This is a genomic window from Microvirga sp. 3-52, assembly GCF_018383585.1.
GTDB lineage: Bacteria > Pseudomonadota > Alphaproteobacteria > Rhizobiales > Beijerinckiaceae > Microvirga.
The window spans coordinates 24588-42193 of sequence record NZ_JAHAMK010000019.1 but is presented as its reverse complement, the minus strand read 5'-3'; the positions used below and the strand labels follow the sequence as shown (position 1 = coordinate 42193).

19 protein-coding genes are annotated in these 17606 nt (G+C 65.8%); 17 read left to right on the top strand and 2 right to left on the bottom strand.

All coding sequences use genetic code 11. The annotated features are described in order from the left end of the window. Positions 1-36: 36 nt before the first annotated feature. The 12 genes from KHP60_RS15385 to KHP60_RS15330 all read left to right on the top strand — a co-directional run bounded on the left by KHP60_RS15385 (position 37) and on the right by KHP60_RS15330 (position 11107). A complete protein-coding gene (locus tag KHP60_RS15385; protein WP_213565207.1) occupies positions 37-1431 on the top strand; it encodes an SPOR domain-containing protein in 1395 nt (464 codons plus the stop codon). A gap of 60 nt (positions 1432-1491) precedes the next feature. Next, on the top strand, positions 1492-2511 hold the full coding sequence (nagZ, locus tag KHP60_RS15380; protein WP_213565206.1) for a beta-N-acetylhexosaminidase: 1020 nt from the start codon (positions 1492-1494) through the stop codon (positions 2509-2511). A 40-nt stretch (positions 2512-2551) separates the two neighbouring features. Next, the gene (locus tag KHP60_RS15375) at positions 2552-3352 is read left to right on the top strand and encodes a ScpA family protein (RefSeq protein WP_213565205.1); all 801 of its coding nucleotides are present in this window, start codon (positions 2552-2554) and stop codon (positions 3350-3352) included. 13 nt (positions 3353-3365) lie between these two features. After that, the gene (gene scpB / locus KHP60_RS15370; protein ID WP_409366289.1) at positions 3366-4085 is read left to right on the top strand and encodes an SMC-Scp complex subunit ScpB; all 720 of its coding nucleotides are present in this window, start codon (positions 3366-3368) and stop codon (positions 4083-4085) included. Continuing rightward, entirely contained in the window at positions 4082-5206 is a 1125-nt protein-coding gene (locus KHP60_RS15365; RefSeq protein ID WP_213565203.1) for an ABC transporter ATP-binding protein, read from the top strand. Before scpB ends, KHP60_RS15365 begins: the two co-directional genes overlap by 4 nt. Before the next feature lie 57 nt (positions 5207-5263). Further along, entirely contained in the window at positions 5264-5506 is a 243-nt protein-coding gene (locus tag KHP60_RS15360) for a twin-arginine translocase TatA/TatE family subunit (protein WP_152709138.1), read from the top strand. A 72-nt stretch (positions 5507-5578) separates the two neighbouring features. Beyond that, positions 5579-6187 (top strand): Sec-independent protein translocase protein TatB, encoded by a 609-nt coding sequence (tatB, locus tag KHP60_RS15355; RefSeq protein WP_213565202.1) that lies wholly within the window; start codon positions 5579-5581, stop codon positions 6185-6187. Next, a complete protein-coding gene (gene tatC, locus KHP60_RS15350; RefSeq protein ID WP_213565201.1) occupies positions 6184-6987 on the top strand; it encodes a twin-arginine translocase subunit TatC in 804 nt (267 codons plus the stop codon). Before tatB ends, tatC begins: the two co-directional genes overlap by 4 nt. Before the next feature lie 101 nt (positions 6988-7088). Beyond that, on the top strand, positions 7089-8450 hold the full coding sequence (serS, locus tag KHP60_RS15345; protein WP_213565200.1) for a serine--tRNA ligase: 1362 nt from the start codon (positions 7089-7091) through the stop codon (positions 8448-8450). 2 nt (positions 8451-8452) lie between these two features. Next, positions 8453-9214 (top strand): 5'/3'-nucleotidase SurE, encoded by a 762-nt coding sequence (surE, locus tag KHP60_RS15340; RefSeq protein WP_213565199.1) that lies wholly within the window; start codon positions 8453-8455, stop codon positions 9212-9214. Positions 9215-9241: 27 nt separating this feature from the next. After that, a complete protein-coding gene (locus KHP60_RS15335) occupies positions 9242-9913 on the top strand; it encodes a protein-L-isoaspartate O-methyltransferase (protein WP_249688812.1) in 672 nt (223 codons plus the stop codon). A 150-nt stretch (positions 9914-10063) separates the two neighbouring features. Further along, complete coding sequence (locus KHP60_RS15330) at positions 10064-11107, top strand: peptidoglycan DD-metalloendopeptidase family protein (protein ID WP_311925039.1); 1044 nt, start codon at positions 10064-10066, stop codon at positions 11105-11107. Between the two features lie 980 nt (positions 11108-12087). On the opposite strand, the gene KHP60_RS15325 is transcribed toward KHP60_RS15330, so the two are convergent. Beyond that, entirely contained in the window at positions 12088-12963 is an 876-nt protein-coding gene (locus tag KHP60_RS15325; RefSeq protein WP_213565196.1) for an ATP-binding protein, read from the bottom strand. Positions 12964-12975: 12 nt separating this feature from the next. Beyond that, entirely contained in the window at positions 12976-13287 is a 312-nt protein-coding gene (locus KHP60_RS15320; protein WP_213565195.1) for a hypothetical protein, read from the bottom strand. On the opposite strand from KHP60_RS15320, the gene yajC reads away from it, so the two are divergent. The 5 genes from yajC to KHP60_RS15295 all read left to right on the top strand — a co-directional run bounded on the left by yajC (position 13280) and on the right by KHP60_RS15295 (position 17495). Next, positions 13280-13612 (top strand): preprotein translocase subunit YajC, encoded by a 333-nt coding sequence (gene yajC / locus KHP60_RS15315; protein ID WP_249688811.1) that lies wholly within the window; start codon positions 13280-13282, stop codon positions 13610-13612. The two genes, KHP60_RS15320 and yajC, sit on opposite strands and share 8 nt — an antisense overlap. A gap of 89 nt (positions 13613-13701) precedes the next feature. Beyond that, complete coding sequence (gene secD, locus KHP60_RS15310; protein ID WP_213565194.1) at positions 13702-15309, top strand: protein translocase subunit SecD; 1608 nt, start codon at positions 13702-13704, stop codon at positions 15307-15309. A gap of 12 nt (positions 15310-15321) precedes the next feature. Then, a complete protein-coding gene (gene secF / locus KHP60_RS15305; RefSeq protein ID WP_213565193.1) occupies positions 15322-16260 on the top strand; it encodes a protein translocase subunit SecF in 939 nt (312 codons plus the stop codon). A gap of 4 nt (positions 16261-16264) precedes the next feature. Then, positions 16265-16651, top strand: a complete 387-nt coding sequence (locus tag KHP60_RS15300) for an Mth938-like domain-containing protein (RefSeq protein WP_213565192.1) — start codon at positions 16265-16267, stop codon at positions 16649-16651. Between the two features lies 1 nt (position 16652). Continuing rightward, positions 16653-17495, top strand: a complete 843-nt coding sequence (locus tag KHP60_RS15295) for a phytoene/squalene synthase family protein (RefSeq protein WP_213565191.1) — start codon at positions 16653-16655, stop codon at positions 17493-17495. The last annotated feature ends 111 nt before the right edge of the window (positions 17496-17606 follow it).

Sequence of the window (17606 nt, the reverse complement as noted above, 5' to 3'; positions counted from 1 at the left end):
GCAGGTGCTCCTGTCGCGTAACTGGAGATCCGGCGCATGAGCGAATCAGTGAAGCCCCGTTTTGCCATCGATCTCAACGAGATCGAGCGGCAACTCGCCCAGGCGGGCACCCCTCAATCCCAGCCGGCCTCCACCGGGCGGAGCGATCCGCTCGCGGAATTGGCCCGGATCGTGGGGCAAGACGATCCATTTCAGTCGATTTTGGCCAGTGACGGCTCCGCCCGTCCGCGCCAGCAAAGCTCTTCCATCGACGACATTTTCGCCGTCCGCGACACCATGCCGCAAGGCGCGCGAGAGACGCTGGCACGCTCTCCCCATGGGGGGCACGCCGCCCCGTCCTTCGATCATGGCTCCTATGCCCGGAGCCACGTCCGCAGCCCCGAGCCTGCCTATGCTCCCCAGGACCAGGATGCCTACGGCAACGAGGCTTATGCTCAGGATTATTATGCCGATCAGGCTGGGCATTATGCCGAGCAGGACTACGACCAGTCCCAGGACTATGCACCGGTCGAGAAGGGTCGTTCCCGCAAGGGGGTAGTCGCGATCGCGGCCGTCGTCGGCGCCGTCGTGCTTGGCGGTGCCGGGGCTTACCTCGCCTCGGGTTCGGCGGCGATCACCGGGAGCGAGCCGCCGCTCGTGAAGGCCAGCAACGAGCCGACCAAGGTGCAGCCGCAGAATCCGGGCGGCGTCGAGATTCCGAACCAGAACAAGCAGATCTATGAGCGCGCCAACCAGAGCGGCGCGACCAAGGTCGTGAACCGCGAAGAGCAGCCGGTCGACGTGCAGCAGGCCGTGCGCATGAGCGGCAGCGCCGTGGCCGATGCGACGGGCGGAACCGTTCCCAGCGGCGCGATCAGGCCTCAGCAGACCGCCAGCCTGAACCTCGGCGAACCGAAGAAGGTTCGCACCGTCACGATCCGTCCCGACGGCACCGTGGCGGGAGCGGAACCGCCGGCCGCTCAGTCTGCGACCTCGGCTGCGGCGATGACCCTGCCGCCGCAGGCCCAGCCTGCTCCGGTTCAGGTCGCGTCGGCCCAGCCCAAGCCGGCCGCGAGCACGCCGGCGGCGGCCCCTGCCGCACCCGCTCCGAAGCCGGTCCCGGCCGCATCGACTCCCACGTCCACGCCTACACCGCAACAGGTCGCCTCGGTCCAGCCGGTTGCCCCGGCGGCAGCGGAGACGACGCCGACCGGCGGTTTCGCCGTGCAGCTCGGCCTGGCGAACTCGGAAGCCGCGGCGCAGACGGCCTTCGCGTCGTTCCAGCGCAAGTATTCTGACCTCGAAGGTCTGCCGTCTCTCATCCGCAAGGCCGAGGTGAACGGCAATACGATCTATCGCGTCCGGGTCGGACCCCTGTCCAAGGAGGAGGCCTCCTCCCTCTGCTCCAAGCTGCAGGGCCAGGGGGGGCAGTGCTTCGTTGCCAAGAACTGACGCCGGCTTAGCGGTTGAGATTTCTTGACCCTGCCCGGCAGGGGACATAAAGGCGCGGGTATGAAAACCCGCGCCTTTATTGCTGGATGCTCCGGCACCGAGCTCACCCCCGACGAGGTCGCCTTCTTCAAGGTGGCGGATCCCTGGGGCTTCATCCTGTTCCGCCGAAACGTGGAAAGCCCGGAGCAGGTGAGGGCGCTCTGCGCCTCCTTGAGGGATGCGGTCGGACGGGCCGATGCCCCGATCCTCATCGATCAGGAGGGCGGCCGGGTTCAGCGCCTGGGACCGCCGCACTGGCCGAAATACCCCTCCGGCAGCACCTACGGCCGCCTTCATGCCAACGATCCGCTGGTCCAGCGCGAGATCACCCGCCTCGGAGCGCGGCTGATCGCCCACGATCTCCGCTCCGTCGGGATCACGGTCGATTGCCTGCCGGTTCTCGACGTGCCGTCGCCGGGCGCCCACGACGTGATCGGGGATCGGGCCTACGGCAAGACGCCGAGCCAGGTCGCCATTCTGGGACGGGCCGCCGCCGAGGGGCTGCTGGCCGGCGGCGTGTTGCCGGTGGTCAAGCACATGCCCGGCCACGGCCGGGCTGGGGCCGACAGTCATAAGGCACTTCCCGTGGTCGAGGCCTCTCGTGAGGAGCTGGAGAGGCACGATTTCGCACCCTTCCGCATGCTCACCGACATGCCGCTCGCCATGACCGCCCACGTGGTCTACACGGCGCTCGACCCGGAGCGGCCGGCGACGACCTCCCGCATCGTCATGGACGAGATCATCCGCGGCCACATCGGATATGACGGGCTTGTGATGACCGACGACCTGTCCATGCATGCGCTCTCCGGCTCCTTCCGGGATCGGACTGAAGCCGCTTTCTCGGCCGGCTGCGACATGGCCCTTCATTGCAACGGCAACATGGAGGAAATGAGCGCCGTGGCTGAGGCTGCCCCCAGCTTAAGCGGAGAATCCCTGCGCCGGGCTAACGCTGCGTTAGCCCGCATCGCCCATGATCCGGAGCCTTTGGATCCTGTGGATGCCCGGGCCAGGCTCGATTCTGCTCTTGCGATAATCGCCTGAAGCTTATGAAGCTGCGAACTCTGTGAGTTGAGTACGGTCCATGGCAAACCCCTTACCCTTCGAGGATGTCGAACGCACCGAGCGGGCCGAGAGCGAGCCCGCTCTGCTCGTCGACGTGGACGGGTTCGAAGGACCGCTCGACCTTCTGCTGGAACTCGCCCGCCGCCAGAAGGTGGACCTCCACCGCATCTCGATCCTGGCTCTCGCCGAGCAGTACATCACCTTCATCGAAGCGGCGCGGCGCATGCGCCTCGAGCTGGCGGCTGATTATCTCGTGATGGCGGCCTGGCTCGCCTATCTCAAGTCGCGCCTCCTGCTGCCCGAGCCGCCGAAGGGCGAGGAGCCGAGCGCCGAAGAACTGGCGACTGCCCTTGCCCTGCGCCTGCGCCGCCTGGAGGCGATCCGCGAGGCGGCCAGGAAGATGGGCGAGCGCGCCTGGCTCGGCCGCGACGTCTTCGCCCGCGCCGCGCCGGAGCCCGTGATCATCAACCGGGATTCCCGTTACGAGGCGACCCTTTACGATCTTCTCAAGGCCTACGCGCAGCAGCGCCAGATCCAGTTCAACGCCCGGGTGTCCCTGCACAAGCGGAACGTCTGGTCCCTGGTCGATGCGCGGGAGGCCCTGGAACGCCTGGTCGGCCACCTGAGCGATTGGGTGACCCTCGACACCTATCTGGTGGAATACATGGTCGAGCCTGCCATGCGCCCGACCGTTCTGGCCTCGGCCCTGTCCGCCACCCTGGAAATGGTGCGCGAGGGCAAGCTCACGGTCCGGCAAGACGAGGCCTTCGCCCCGGTCTGGGTCAAGCCCGTCGCAGACCCGGCCGAGGCAGGAGTTTAAGATGCTGCCCGACATGCAAGACGATACAGCCGATGCGCCGGAAGCGGAGGCTCCCGAGGTCAGCCAAGGGGCCGATCATCGGCCCGACCATGGCGAGGCCATGCGGATCGCCGAGGCGCTGCTGTTTGCCGCCGCCGCACCCTTGAGCGCCGAGGAGCTGAGCGGCCGCCTGCCGGAAGGCGCCGATGTGGAGAAGATCCTCCAGGACCTGACCGAGCTCTACGCGCTGCGGGGCGTCAACCTCGTCCGGGTGGCCGGAAAATGGACCTTCCGCACGGCGAGCGACCTGTCCTTCGTGCTCGCCCGCGACGTGGTCGAGCAGCGCAAGCTCTCCCGCGCGGCCATGGAGACGCTCGCCATCATCGCCTATCATCAGCCGGTGACCCGCGCCGAGATCGAAGAGATCCGCGGCGTCGCCACCTCCAAGGGCACCATCGACACCCTCCTTGAGACCGGCTGGATCCGCCTGAGAGGGCGCAGGAAGGCGCCGGGTCGTCCGGTCACTTATGGTACGACTGCCGGCTTCCTGGAGCATTTCGGTCTCGACGCCATCGAGGACCTGCCCGGTCTCGAGGAACTCAAGGGAGCTGGCTTCATAGAAGGGCGCGTGCCCTCGGACTTCTCGGTGCCGGTTCCCTCGGATGCGGATGCCCTGCGCGAGGACGAGGACCCGCTCGAGGACGATCTCCTCCAGCCTCTCGACATGCACCAGACCGAAGCGGGCGAGGAATGATCGCAAAGCCCGCCGGGTCTGCGCTCGACCGGTTTCGCCTGCCCCGCTGGGGCCAGCGCGGCACGGCGGGCGCCTCGATCCCGGCCCAGCTCACCTTCGAGAACATCGTCCAGGCCTATGGCAGCCAGCGGGCGCTCGACGGCGTCTCGCTCACCATCGAGCCGGGGGAGATCATCTGTCTGCTGGGTCATTCCGGCTGCGGAAAGACCACCCTGCTGCGGGTCGCCGCAGGCGTCGAGGCTCCGACCTCCGGCCGGGTGCTGCTGGACGGCCTGGAGGTCACCGGACCGCGGGCCTTCCTGGAGCCGGAGAAGCGCGGCATCGGGCTGATGTTCCAGGATTACGCCCTGTTCCCGCACATGACGATCCTGCAGAACATCATGTTCGGCCTCAAGGATCTCTCGGCCTCGGAGGCCGGGATCGCCGCGCGACGGGCCCTGTCCCGGGTCGGGCTCGAGCACTATGCCGACGAATACCCCCATACCCTGTCCGGGGGCGAGCAGCAGCGCGTGGCCCTGGCCCGGTCCATCGCGCCGCGCCCCGGCGTCCTGCTCATGGACGAGCCGTTCTCGAATCTCGACCGGCGCATGCGCGATGCCATCCGAGACGAGACCGTCGCAATCCTGAGAGAAAACGGCGCTACGACCATCGTCGTGACGCACGATCCGGAGGAGGCGATGCGGATTGCCGACCGGATCGTGCTCATGCGTGCCGGCGCGGTCATCCAGGAAGGCGAGGCCGAGGAGATCTATCGACGCCCGGCGAACCTGTTCGCTGCCCGCTTCTTCTGCGATTTCAACGAGCTTGAGGGCGTGGTTCGCAACGGCCAGGTCTCATGCCCCGTGGGGGTCTTTCCGGCGCCGCAAATGGGGGATGGTCCGGCCATCGTCTGCGTGCGGCCGCAGGGACTGAAGCTCAGGCCCGCAGGGTTCTGCCTGCCGGGACGTGTGGTGTCTCGTCGCTTTCTCGGCGAGGTCGATCTCGTGCACATTGACGTGCAGGGGGTGGACCGCCCCCTGCAGGCCCGCGTTCAAGATCCCGCTGGCGTGACAGAGGGACAGGATGTGGGCATCGAGATCGATACGAAGGATGTCCTTGTTTTCGCCGCCTCCGACGCATAGGTTGGCGACGAGTTCATATTGAAGAACCGCGCCTTCTCGGGCGCAGGAGGAATTGCCATGGGTGGCACGAGTATTTGGCACTGGATCGTCGTGGGTCTGATCGTCGTCCTTCTGTTCGGACGCGGCAAGATTTCCGACATGATGGGCGACGTTGCAAAGGGCATCAAAGCCTTCAAGAAGGGCATGTCCGAGGATGAGACGCCGGCCAAGCCGGTGCAGCCGTCCGAGCCCGTCCGGACCATCGACCATCAGAACGGTACGACGACCACAACCGTGACCACGGATCACAAGGTCGGCTAAGCTTTTGTGCGCAGCCATCGTGTGGCGTTTCAGTACGCGTGAGTACCTAAGAGGCAGGTTCGAGGCCACGTCATGTTGGACATGAGCTGGGGTGAGATCATGGTGATCGGCGCCGTTGCGCTGATCGTGATCGGCCCGAAGGACCTGCCGAAGGCGCTGCGGACGATCGGACAGGTGACCGGAAAGCTCCGCCGCATGGCGGCGGAGTTTCAGGGCCAGTTCAACGAGGCCATGCGCGAGGCCGAGCTGGACGAGGTCAAGAAGCAGCTTCAAGGCGTGAACGACTCCGTCTCGTCGGTGACGAGTACCAGCTTCAACCCGATCCAGACGATCCGCGACGAACTGAAGACCTCGATCGAGGCGCCCGCGCCGGTTCCCGGGACGATTCCTGAGCCGGGCGCCGTGCAGGGCGTCACACAGATGACCTCCGACGGAGCGACTTCTTCCGATGTGACTTCCGACCCATCCTCTGCCCAGGCCGCCTCCGATGCCTCGATCCAGGCCGTCGTGGAGGGTCGGGCACCGGATCCCGCCGACCCGCTCATCGACCTGCCGCCTCCGCCGATTGTCGACCCGGCGAAGGAGATCGCCGAATCCCTGCGGCGCGAGGCCGAATACGAGGCCCAACAGGCCGCCCTTGCCGAACAACTCTCAGAAAAATCGGACGCGAAAGCCGGATGACCACCGCCGTTGAAGAGGATGAGGTCGAGGCATCGCGCGCGCCTCTGATCGAGCATCTGACCGAATTGCGCTCGCGCCTGATCAAGGCGCTGGTCGCCTTCGTGCTGATGTTCTTCGTCTGCTTTGCCGGCGCGAAGTATATCTACAACGCGCTGGTGTGGCCCTACGTCCTCGCCGTCGGCTCGCCCGAGAAGGCGCACCTCGTCTATACCCACGGCCTGGAATACCTGTTCACGCAGATCCAGGTCGCGGCCTTCGGCGCCGGCTTCCTGGCCTTTCCGGTCATCGCCATGCAGATCTACAAGTTCGTGGCGCCGGGGCTCTACAAGAACGAACGCCGGGCCTTCGTGCCGTACCTGGTGGCGACCCCGGTTCTCTTCGTGATCGGTGCAGCCTGCGTGTATTTCGTCGCCATGCCGCTCCTCATGCGCTTCTCCGTGGGCATGCAGCAGCTGGCGACGGACACGAGCCCGTCCATCGAGTTCCTGCCCAAGGTCAGCGAGTACCTGTCGCTGATCATGACGCTGATCTTCGCGTTCGGCATCTGCTTCCAGCTGCCGGTCATCCTGACCCTGCTGGCCCGCGCCGGGATCATCGACTCCCAGTTCCTGAAGGACAAGCGCCGCTATGCGGTCGTGATCGTCTTCGTGATCGCCGCGGTTCTCACTCCGCCGGACGTGATCAGCCAGTTCGCCCTTGCGGTCCCCACCTTGCTTCTTTACGAGGCATCCATCTTCTCCGTCCGCATGGTCGAGAAGAAGCGTGCGGAAGCCGAGGCCGCGCGCGCGGCAGAGGGGTAGGGCCTCGAGGAGGCCTCCGCATCGGCCGCCATCCTCGGCAAGAGTTGAAGGGGCGGCTTTGTCGAAGGGCAGGGCCGTCTGACGAAGCAGGTCCTCATCCCATGCACGACATCCGTTCCATCCGCGAGAATCCCGCGGCTTTCGACCAAGGCCTCCGGAACCGGGGCATGGAGCCCCTGTCGGCGCAGCTGATCGCTCTCGACGACCGGCGCAAGAGCGCCATCTCGGCCCTGCAGGCCGCCACCGAGCGCCGCAACGCCCTGTCCAAGGAAATCGGCCAGGCCAAGGCGAAGAAGGATGAGGCGCGGGCCCAGGAACTGATGGCCGAGGTGGCCCGGATCAAGGAATCGATGCCGGAGCTGGAAGAGGCGGAGCGCGCCGCCGAGAAGGCGCTGTTCGAAGCCCTTGCGGCCATTCCCAACATTCCGAAGGAGGATGTGCCGGTCGGGGCCGACGAGCACGGCAACGTGGAGCGCCACCGCTTCGGCAGGCCACCGACGCTCAACAGCGCCAAGCAGCATTTCGAGATCGGCGAAGCCCTGGGCCTCATGGATTTCGAGACGGCGGCAAAGCTTTCGGGCTCGCGCTTCGTCGTTCTGAAAGGCGGCCTGGCCCGCCTCGAGCGCGCGCTCGGTCAGTTCATGATCGACCTCCATACCAATGAGCACGGCTACACGGAAGTGAACCCGCCTCTGCTGGTGCGTGACGATGCCATGTTCGGCACCGCGCAACTGCCGAAGTTCGAGGACGATCAGTTCTGGGCCTTCCCGGGCAACTCGCTCGAGCAGATCGTTGCTGCGGCTCTCGAAGGCCAGCCGCGCGACGCCATCGGCAAGATGCTCAAGGATACCCGCTACGGCATGATCCCGACGGCGGAGGTGACGCTCACCAATCTCGTGCGTGAGCAGATCCTCTCCGAGGAGGAGCTGCCGCTGCGATTCACCGCGCTCACTCCGAGCTTCCGCGCCGAAGCAGGCTCGGCCGGGCGCGATACGCGCGGCATGATCCGCCAGCATCAGTTCGTGAAATGCGAGCTCGTGTCGATCACCACGCCGGAGACCTCTGCCGACGAGCACGAGCGCATGCTTGTCAGTGCCGAGAACGTACTCAAGAAGCTCGAGCTGCCGTTTCGCACGATGACGCTCTGCACGGGCGACATGGGCTTCTCCTCGACCAAGACCTACGACATCGAGGTGTGGCTGCCGGGGCAGGGGACGTATCGCGAGATTTCGAGCTGCTCGGTCTGCTCCGATTTCCAGGCGCGCCGCATGAATGCCCGCTATCGCGCAGCCGGCGAGAAGCAGCCGCGCTTCGTGCATACGCTCAACGGTTCCGGCCTCGCGGTCGGCCGCACGCTTGTCGCCGTTCTGGAGAACTACCAGAACGAGGACGGCAGCGTCACGATCCCGTCGGCGCTCCAGCCCTATATGGGCGGGACGACGCGCATCGAGCGTGAGGCCTGACCATGCGCATTCTCTGCACCAACGACGACGGCATTCACGCTCCGGGGCTGAAAACCCTGGAGGCCATCGCCCGCAATCTGTCGGACGACGTGTGGGTCGTCGCGCCTGAGACCGATCAGAGCGGCGTCGCCCATTCGCTGTCCCTCAACGATCCGCTGCGCCTGCGTGAAATCTCCGAGCGGCATTTCGCCGTAAAGGGCACGCCGACGGACTGCGTGATCATGGGCGTGCGCCACCTCATGCAGAACGCCAAGCCCGACCTCGTTCTCTCCGGCGTCAACCGGGGGCAGAACGTGGCGGAGGACGTGACCTATTCCGGCACGGTGGCGGGCGCCATCGAGGGCACGATCCTTGGCATTCCCTCCATTGCGCTCTCTCAGGCTTACGGTCCGGGGACGCGCAATGCGCCGCGCTGGCAATGCGCCGAGCATCATGGCCCCAAGGTCGTGCGCAGGATCCTCGAGGCGGGCGTCGACAAGGGGATTCTCGTCAACGTGAACTTCCCGGATTGCGAGCCCGAGGAGGTCGAGGGAACGTCCCTCGTCAACCAGGGCCAGCGCACGCAGGAACTCCTGCGCCTCGACGAGCGCCGGGACGGGCGCGGCAATCCCTACTTCTGGATCGCCTTTGAGCGCCGCCCCTTCACGCCCGGCAACGGCACCGATCTCTGGGCCATCGCCAGTCGGCGCATTGCCGTCACGCCGCTGCGCATCGACATGACCGACGAGCCGACGCTGACGCGCTACGCGCAGGCCTTCGGCTGATGGAGAGCGGATGCGATGAACCAGGACATGCCTTTCCTGTCTGAAGCGGAAGCCCGCGACGAGCAGGAGGCGATCGGTGCCGCGTCCTTCATCCTGTCCCTGCGCGCCAAAGGCATCCGCGACACGGCTCTCCTGAGGGCGATGGAACTGGTACCGCGCGAGGTGTTCGCCCCGCGCCGCTTCACCGATCTCGCCCGTACCGACGTCGCGCTGCCGCTGCCCTGCGGCCAGACCATGACGGGCCCCACCACGGTCGCCGCCATGCTGCTGGCCCTCGGTGTCCAGCCGGGCCAGCGAGTCCTGGAAGTCGGCACCGGCAGCGGTTACGTGGCGGCGCTGCTCGCGAGGCTCGGCGCGGAGGTGACGAGTGTCGAGCGCTTCAACACGCTGGCGGAAAGCGCCGGCCAGCACCTCAAGATCGTGGAGGCCGGCAAGGTCCGCCTGGAGGTGGGCGACGGCCTTGCCGCGCGGGTGCGCGATCGCTTCGATCGCATCCTGCTCAACGGCGCCCGTCCGGAGATCCCGGAGACCGTGACGGCGCTCCTCGGACCCGGCAGCCGTCTGGTCGGAGCGATCTCGATCCGGGGTGTGCCGCATCTCGTGCGCATTGAGCGCGATGCCGAGGGTGAGCTGACGCAAACGGTCGGCGCGGCCCTGCGCATTTCGCCGCTCGTCACCGGCATTGCGGCGACTCTCTGACCGAATCGAAATATTTTCGGACAAGGTTACGGCAAAGCGCGCAACGTCAACCGTTGCTTAACCTGAACAGGCTTTTAATGGCTCCATCGAGTTGCGTTCGGTTGGGGTTGAGTGATGCGGTTGCGTGTGTGTTCTGGGCATTTGGTTGCGGTGTCGCGGATCGCTCTGGTCGGGCTGATCGGGAGTGCGGCGGCCGCCTGCAGTACGGATAGCGCGCGGTTCGCGGAGAACCCGTTCTCCAATCCCTTCGCGGCCAGCGAGCGTATGGACACCAGCGCTTCTGCCGCTCCTCCCCAATCGTCCCCGTCCTACGCGACGGCTCCGATGCCGACGCCTTCGGTTCAGGCGCAAGCTCTGCCCCCCGTGCAGTCTCAGCCCCTGCCGCAGCCCACCCGCATCGCCTCTGCTCCCGCTCCGATCCAGCCGCGCCCCGTGCCGGTTGCTCAGACCGCATCGGCCCAGCCGGCCAGCCAGCCCAAGTTCCGCCTCGTCGACACCTCGAAGGTGCCCGCCGCAACCACCCCGGTTGCCGCCGCCGAGCCGACCAAGCGCGTTCGCCCGGGCATGACCTCGACGGCTCAGGCTCCGGCCCCCGTGAAGTCCGCCCCGATGCAGGTTGCGTCCGCGACGAACGAGCCGCTGGTCTCCGCGCCGAAGCCCCTGGTGTCCGCTCCCAAGCCCGTCGTCGAGCAGCCCAAGGTTGCGGCTCTGACCCAGCCCGAACCTGTGAAGCCCGCGGCTGTTCAGCCGGTGGCGCCTGCTCCGGCCCCGCAGCCTGAGGCTGCAAAAGCTCCCGTGCAGGAGCCCGAGCAGACCGCGAGCGTTTCCGGCGACTTCCGCTGGCCGGCCCGCGGCCGCGTCATCGCCGGGTTCGGCGCCAATGGCGGCAACGAGGGTATCAACATCGCCGTCCCCGAGGGCACTCCGGTCAAGGCTACGGAGGCCGGCACCGTGACCTATGCGGGCAGCGAGGTGAAGGGCTACGGCAACCTCGTCCTGATCAAGCATGAGAACGGCTACGTCTCTGCCTATGCCCATAACGGCTCGCTCAACGTGAAGCGCGGCGAGCAGGTGAAGCGCGGTCAGGTGATCGCGACCTCCGGCCAGACCGGGAACGTGACCTCACCGCAACTGCACTTCGAAATCCGCAAGGGTGCGCAGCCCGTCGACCCGCTGAAGCATCTCGGCGGCTGATCGAGGCCAACAGTTTAGGTCGGCTCTCGGATGTCGAGGCCGATCGAATGAGGGGACGGTGGAGCTCAGCCACCGTCCCTTTGTCGTTTTCGGTTCCATACCTGGATAGCTGGAACGGGCCCGGTCATGGCGAGCGGGTGTCGCCGCGGCCGCCGCTGGCCAGGGTGGGAATTCAGTGCTAGAGCCGCGTGATGGATCCCCTTTTCGTGCGGGGGCTTTCGCCGTCTTCGGTCGGGAACGACCTGTCCTGCCCCACACCCGCCTTCGTCCTGCACCGACCTTGGTCTTGCACCTGCCTTGGTCCTGCACCTGCCTTGGCCACACCCACTGCCGTCATGGCCGGGCTTGACCCGGCCATCCCGATGTGAAGAGCGCTGTGCCTTTCCGATCGGGATCACTGGCACGAGCCCGGTGATGACGGGGGAGAGCGGATGTAACGCTATGTTCTCACTTTGTTCTTGACACTATGTATCACCTGGGCTAGACCGGTGCTCATCCCGGCCCGACGGGGGGCGCGCTCGCGAGGCGTCGCAGATGTGGGGCGGGGAGCGGTCCCGCCGCAGGCCTCGCACGCCTGTGATCGCGGGAGGCCGACCCTGGGCTGACAGCGCAGGAGGTCCGCCTGAAAAGTACCGCGTGCGAAGCGCCGTCCGGCTCTTCCATCTCACCCATAGTCATTGAACCGGGCGGCCCGTCGCACCTCCCTCGATCAACCTGACGGCTCGGAGCCCCCGGCTCCGGGCCCACAGGTGCTGGCTCTTGGACAGGAGACGATCATCCCCCCACGGCCGTCATCACACCCACCACGTCATGGCCGGCCTTGTGCCGGCCATCCCGATCGGACGAGCGCCGCGCTTCAGGCCAACGTCATTACCGGGACAAGCCCGGTGATGACGTTGGTGATTGCGAGGGCCGAGCGGATCGCATAGCCCCGGTTCCCGCAAGGACGACCCGGGCACTGCCGCCGGCATTCCGCTCTGTCAGATCGCCTTTCCCAGCCGCCCGGCGAGGTCCTGGATGAACTGCCAGGCGGTGCGCCCGGAGCGGGCGCCGCGGGTGGTGGCCCACTCCAGCGCCTCGGCGCGGATGGCGTCAGGGTTCGCATGCAGGCCAAGGTGATCGACATAGGCGAAGACCATGTCGAGATACTCGTCCTGGCTGCATTTGTGGAAGCCGAGCCAGAGGCCGAAACGGTCGGAGAGCGACACCTTCTCCTCGACGGCCTCGCCCGGATTGATGGCCGTCGAGCGCTCGTTCTCCATCATGTCGCGGGGCAGCAGGTGGCGGCGGTTCGAGGTGGCATAGAAGATCACGTTGTCGGGCCGCCCTTCGATCCCACCTTCGAGCACGGCCTTGAGCGACTTGTAGGAGGTATCGTCCGCGTCGAAGGAAAGATCGTCGCAGAAGACGATGAAGCGGTGCGGATCCGGGCGCAGCAGGCCCATGAGGTCCGGCAGGGTCTCGATATCCTCGCGGTGGATCTCGATCAGCTTGAGGGGGAGCGAACCCGCGGGCTTGGCGTGGTTGATCTCCGCATGGACCGCCTTGACCAGGGACGACTTGCCCATGCCGCGGGCGCCCCAGAGCAGGGCGTTGTTGGCCGGCAGGCCTCCGGCGAAGCGCTGCGTGTTCTCCGCCAGCTGATCCCGAACCCGGTCGATGCCGCGCAGAAGGCTCATTTCGACCCGGTTCACCTTCGGAACGGGTGAGAGCCTTCGGCCCGCAGCCTGCCAGACGAAGGCATCGGCTGCGGCAAAATCGGCGCGAGCCGTGCCGGCGGGCGCGAGTCGCTCCAGGGCATCGGCGATGCGCGTCAAAAGCGCTAGGGATTCGGGGGAGGTGAGGTCGGCGGGCATGGGCATCTGACTTCAAGAAACGGTGAGGAAGCCGTGCTTAGCGCATTTTTCGGCGAAGGGGATCCGGTTCGCGGTCAAAAAATGCGGCCCGGCAAAGAAGAGGACCGAGTCCACCCCGGTGGGAACGCTCTCGCGCAAAAAAAACGCCTCATGGTCCGTGGCCCGGGTGCTTCGACCTGCAGGAGCTTTGGGAAAGGCCTTCAACTTCATTGATTTCGGCGAGTCGATGAGTATAGTCCGCCACGCTTTGTAATCCCGTATGGCGCGGGTGGGCCCAAGAGGTGCCCGCCACGCGCCTTTATCCATGGAGAGCCGCTTGTTCATTTCACCAGCCTTCGCACAAGGGGCCCCTGCCGGGGGCGGAATGGAGATGATCCTTCAATTCGTCCCGTTCATCCTCATTTTCGTCATCATGTGGTTCCTGATCATCCGGCCTCAGCAGCGCCGGGTGAAGGCCCATCAGGAGATGATCAAGAACGTGCGCCGCGGCGACACGGTCGTCACCTCCGGCGGCATCATCGGCAAGGTGACGAAGGTCCTCGAGGATTCGGCCGATGTCGAGGTCGAGATCGCCGAAGGCGTGAAGGTGAAGGTGGCCCGGGCCATGATCTCCGAGGTTCGCTCCAAGAGCGAGCCGGTCAAAGCCTGATGTGACAAGAAGCCGGCCCTTTTCGTATCCGAGGGGGCCGGTTCGCCGCAGAACGATGCGGCAGGTGTGTGAGAAAGGTTGAGCTGACGATGCTGCGCTTCTCGAGGTCGAAGATCATCGCCACCGTGGCGATCATTGTGATCGGCCTGCTTCTTGCGGTTCCGAGCACGATGAATCGCGAGCAGCGTCAGGCTTTCCTGAATGCCGTTCCGAGCTGGGTTCCTTCCTGGCTCGTTCCGTCCCGCGCCATCGTGCTGGGCCTCGACCTGCAGGGCGGGTCCCACGTCCTTCTGGAGGTCGACGCGCAGGATCTGTTGCGCGGTCAGATCACGATTCTCCGCGATGATGTGCGCCGAATCCTGCGCGACACCCGGGTTTCGTCTCAGAACGGCATTCAGACCATTCCGCGGGGCGTACAGATCCGCGTCCCCGACGCGGCAGACCGTGACCGGTTGATCCCGCGTTTGCGGGAACTGGCTCAGCCCATCGGCAATGCCGTGCTCGGCCAGACCGGCAACAATGCCATCGACATCAACACCACACCGGACGGCGTGATCACGCTGACCTACACGGAAGCCGGGATCAACGAGCGCGTGCGCCGCGCCGTCGATCAGTCCATCGAAGTCATCCGCCGCCGCGTGGATGCCACCGGCACCACGGAACCCAGTATCCAGCGCCAGGGCGCCGACCGCGTTCTCGTCCAGGTTCCCGGCCTCCAGGATCCGCAGCAGCTGAAGGCTCTTCTGGGCGAAACCGGCAACCTCGAGTTCCGCCTCCTGGCTCAGCCGGGCGCCACCGATGTCGACATGCTTCCCATGGAGGACCAGGGTGGCCAGCGCGTTCCCGTCGAGCGCCGGGTGATCGCCGAGGGCGGCGACCTGACCGACGCCCAGCCGGCCTTCGACAGCCAGACCAACCAGCCCATCGTCAACTTCCGCTTCAACATCCGCGGCGCCCAGCGCTTCGGCCAGGCGACCACGGAAAACCTCGGGCGTCAGCTCGCCATCGTTCTCGACAACCGGGTGATCTCGGCTCCGACGATCCAGTCGCCGATCACCGGCGGTGCGGGCCAGATCTCCGGCAGCTTCACGGTCGAGCAGGTGAACAACCTGGCGGTTCTGCTCCGCTCCGGCGCATTGCCCGCCAAGCTCACCATCGTCGAAGAGCGCACCGTCGGCCCAGGCCTCGGACGCGACTCCATCGAGGCGGGCAAGATGGCGACCTATGTGGCGGCCATCTTCGTGATCATCTTCATGTTCGTCACCTATGGCCTCTTCGGGCTGTTCGCGAATATCGCGCTCATTGTCCATGTGGGCCTGATCTTCGGTCTCATGTCGGTGCTCGAAGCCACGCTGACCCTGCCAGGAATCGCTGGCATCGTGCTTACCATCGGCACGGCGGTCGATTCCAATGTGCTGATCTACGAGCGCATCCGCGAGGAGGTGCGTGCCGGCCGGTCCATCGTCTCGGGCATTCAGGCGGGCTTCGACCGAGCCTTCGCGACCATTGTGGACTCCAACAGCACCATGGCCATCGCGGCGGTGATCCTGTTTTTCCTCGGCTCCGGTCCGGTGCGCGGCTTCGCCGTGGTCTTCATCCTCGGCATCCTGACGACGGTTCTCACCGCCGTGACCCTGACGCGCATGATGATTGCGCTCTGGTACCACTGGATGCGCCCCAAAGTTCTTCCGTTTTAAGGAGTGCGTATCGTGCGCCTCGTTCGCCTCTGGCCCGAAAACTCACACTTCGACTTCATGCGCTTCAGGCGCTTCTCATTCCCGCTGTCGGCTGTCATCTCGATCCTGACGGCGGTAATGCTCCTGACCGGCGGCCTCAACTTCGGCATCGATTTCCGAGGCGGCACGCTGATGGAGATCCAGGCCAAGTCCGGCCAAGCCAATGTCGGACAGATCCGGCAGGTCGCAGAGGGCTTCGGGTTCGGCGACGTCGAGGTGCAGGAGTTCGGCTCGGCCGGAGAAGTCTCGTTGCGCTTCCCCATCCAGGAAGGCGGCGAGGCCGCACAGGCTGCCGTGGTGCAGAAGGCGCGTGATACGTTCAGCAATGAATACGAATTCCGTCGCGTCGAGACCGTCGGGCCCCGCGTTTCGGGCGAACTCGTCCAGTCCGGCACGATCGGCATCGTGCTCTCGGTCATCGCGGTGCTGTTCTATCTCTGGTTCCGCTTCGAGCGCGAACTGGCGGTTGCTTCGATTATCGGTACGCTCCACGACATCGTGCTGACCATCGGCTTCTTCGTGATTACCGGCCACGAGTTCAACATGACCTCGATCGCGGCGATCCTGACCATCGTGGGCTATTCGCTCAACGAAACGGTGGTGGTGTTCGACCGAACGCGCGAGCTCATGCGCCGCTATAAGACCATGCCGGCGGAAGAGCTGTTGAATCTGTCGATCAATCACACCATGTCCCGTACGGTGATGACGGCGGCGACCACGGCGCTCTCGCTTCTCGCGCTGGTGCTGTTCGGCGGGCAGGCGATCCAGGGCTTCGCGCAGGTCATGCTCTACGGCGTCGTCATCTGTACGTATTCGGCCATCTGCATTTCGTCCCCCATGCTGATCTATATCGGTCTGCGCGGATCGGAGACCGTCAAGGTGCCGGAGGGCAGGGCCGCCGCAGCGGAGTAAGACCATGAGCAATGGTCGCCTCTACGAAGGCTTCCTGCCAGGACGCTATCCGTTCGATGCCTATGGCAATGGCGGCTTTCGCTTCGCCGACATGTCCCATCGCGGATCCCTGCTCGCCTTGCCTTCGGGGATCAGGGCCTGGCCTGTGACGTCCGTGGCCGAGCTGACGGACGAGGCACTCGATCCGATCTTTGCGGAGGGCGACGCGCTGGAGCTTCTGCTCCTGGGCACAGGCGCCGATATCGCGGCCATTCCGACCGCATTTCGGACGCGCTTTCGCGAGGCTGGAATCGGGCTCGACGTGATGCAGACAGGTGCCGCTGCCCGCACCTACAACATTCTCCTCGCCGAGAACCGCAAGGTCGGCGCCGCCTTGATCGCCGTTCCCTGATATGGCGCAGGCGATCTCCAACTTCGCGCATTGCGAAGCGCTCGTGCGCGAGGCTGATCCGGACCGCTACTGGGCCAGCCTCTTCGCGCCGGCCGACAAACGGCCGCATCTCTACGCACTCTATGCCTTCAACTTCGAGATTGCGCGCGTTCGTGAAGCGGTGCGTGAGGCGCTTGTCGGCGAGATCCGCCTGCAATGGTGGCGTGATGCCCTGCAGGGCGAGGCACGAGGCGACGTGCGCGCCAATCCCGTGGCTGCGGCGCTTGACGACACCATCGTCCAGTTCCGTCTGCCGCGACAGTCCTTCGTCGACCTCATCGATGCCCGGATCTTCGATCTCTACGACGATCCGATGCCGAGCCTGAACGATCTCGAAGGCTATTGCGGCGAGACTTCGTCGAGCCTGATCCAGCTCTCGTGCCTCATTCTCGCCAACGGCTCCAATCCCGGCACGGCGGATGCCGCAGGATATGCGGGAGTGGCCTACGCGATCACCGGCCTTCTGCGCGCCTTTCCGCATCATGCGCGGCAGGGGCAGATCTTCCTGCCTGCCGACATCCTGACCCGTCATGGGGTGGTGCGCGAGGACATCGTGACCGGGCGCGGCGGGCCCGGGCTCAGGGGCGCGCTGGCCGATCTGCGGGCAACGGCCCGCCGACACCTCGAACAGGCGCGCATCCTGCGGACGACCATCCCCGGCGCGGCAAAGCCGGCTTTCCGGCCGCTTGCCCTGGTCGAGCCTTATCTCAGCGCCATGGAGCGGCGGGACTACGATCCGTTCCAAACGCCTGTGGACCTGCCGCAATGGCGGCGAATCTGGGCGCTCTGGCGCGGGCCGTTTTAGCCTTCATTCCTGTCACCCCCGCTGGGACGGGCACCCATGGCCGCAACGATGCTCCAGTTGCATCACGACGTCATCACCGGCCTTGTGCCGGTGATCCCTATTGCCTGGAAC

Coding starts and splice junctions, on each gene's coding strand:
- KHP60_RS15300 (WP_213565192.1), top strand. CDS start 16,265: ATGAGCAATGGTCGCCTCTACGAAGGCTTCCTGCCAGGACGCTATCCG.
- secD (WP_213565194.1), top strand. CDS start 13,702: ATGCTGCGCTTCTCGAGGTCGAAGATCATCGCCACCGTGGCGATCATT.
- KHP60_RS15335 (WP_249688812.1), top strand. CDS start 9,242: ATGCCTTTCCTGTCTGAAGCGGAAGCCCGCGACGAGCAGGAGGCGATC.
- serS (WP_213565200.1), top strand. CDS start 7,089: ATGCACGACATCCGTTCCATCCGCGAGAATCCCGCGGCTTTCGACCAA.
- tatC (WP_213565201.1), top strand. CDS start 6,184: ATGACCACCGCCGTTGAAGAGGATGAGGTCGAGGCATCGCGCGCGCCT.
- scpB (WP_409366289.1), top strand. CDS start 3,366: ATGCAAGACGATACAGCCGATGCGCCGGAAGCGGAGGCTCCCGAGGTC.
- surE (WP_213565199.1), top strand. CDS start 8,453: ATGCGCATTCTCTGCACCAACGACGACGGCATTCACGCTCCGGGGCTG.
- KHP60_RS15385 (WP_213565207.1), top strand. CDS start 37: ATGAGCGAATCAGTGAAGCCCCGTTTTGCCATCGATCTCAACGAGATC.
- KHP60_RS15295 (WP_213565191.1), top strand. CDS start 16,653: ATGGCGCAGGCGATCTCCAACTTCGCGCATTGCGAAGCGCTCGTGCGC.
- tatB (WP_213565202.1), top strand. CDS start 5,579: ATGTTGGACATGAGCTGGGGTGAGATCATGGTGATCGGCGCCGTTGCG.
- KHP60_RS15375 (WP_213565205.1), top strand. CDS start 2,552: ATGGCAAACCCCTTACCCTTCGAGGATGTCGAACGCACCGAGCGGGCC.
- KHP60_RS15325 (WP_213565196.1), bottom strand. CDS start 12,963: ATGCCCGCCGACCTCACCTCCCCCGAATCCCTAGCGCTTTTGACGCGC.
- nagZ (WP_213565206.1), top strand. CDS start 1,492: ATGAAAACCCGCGCCTTTATTGCTGGATGCTCCGGCACCGAGCTCACC.
- KHP60_RS15365 (WP_213565203.1), top strand. CDS start 4,082: ATGATCGCAAAGCCCGCCGGGTCTGCGCTCGACCGGTTTCGCCTGCCC.
- KHP60_RS15360 (WP_152709138.1), top strand. CDS start 5,264: ATGGGTGGCACGAGTATTTGGCACTGGATCGTCGTGGGTCTGATCGTC.
- KHP60_RS15320 (WP_213565195.1), bottom strand. CDS start 13,287: ATGAACAAGCGGCTCTCCATGGATAAAGGCGCGTGGCGGGCACCTCTT.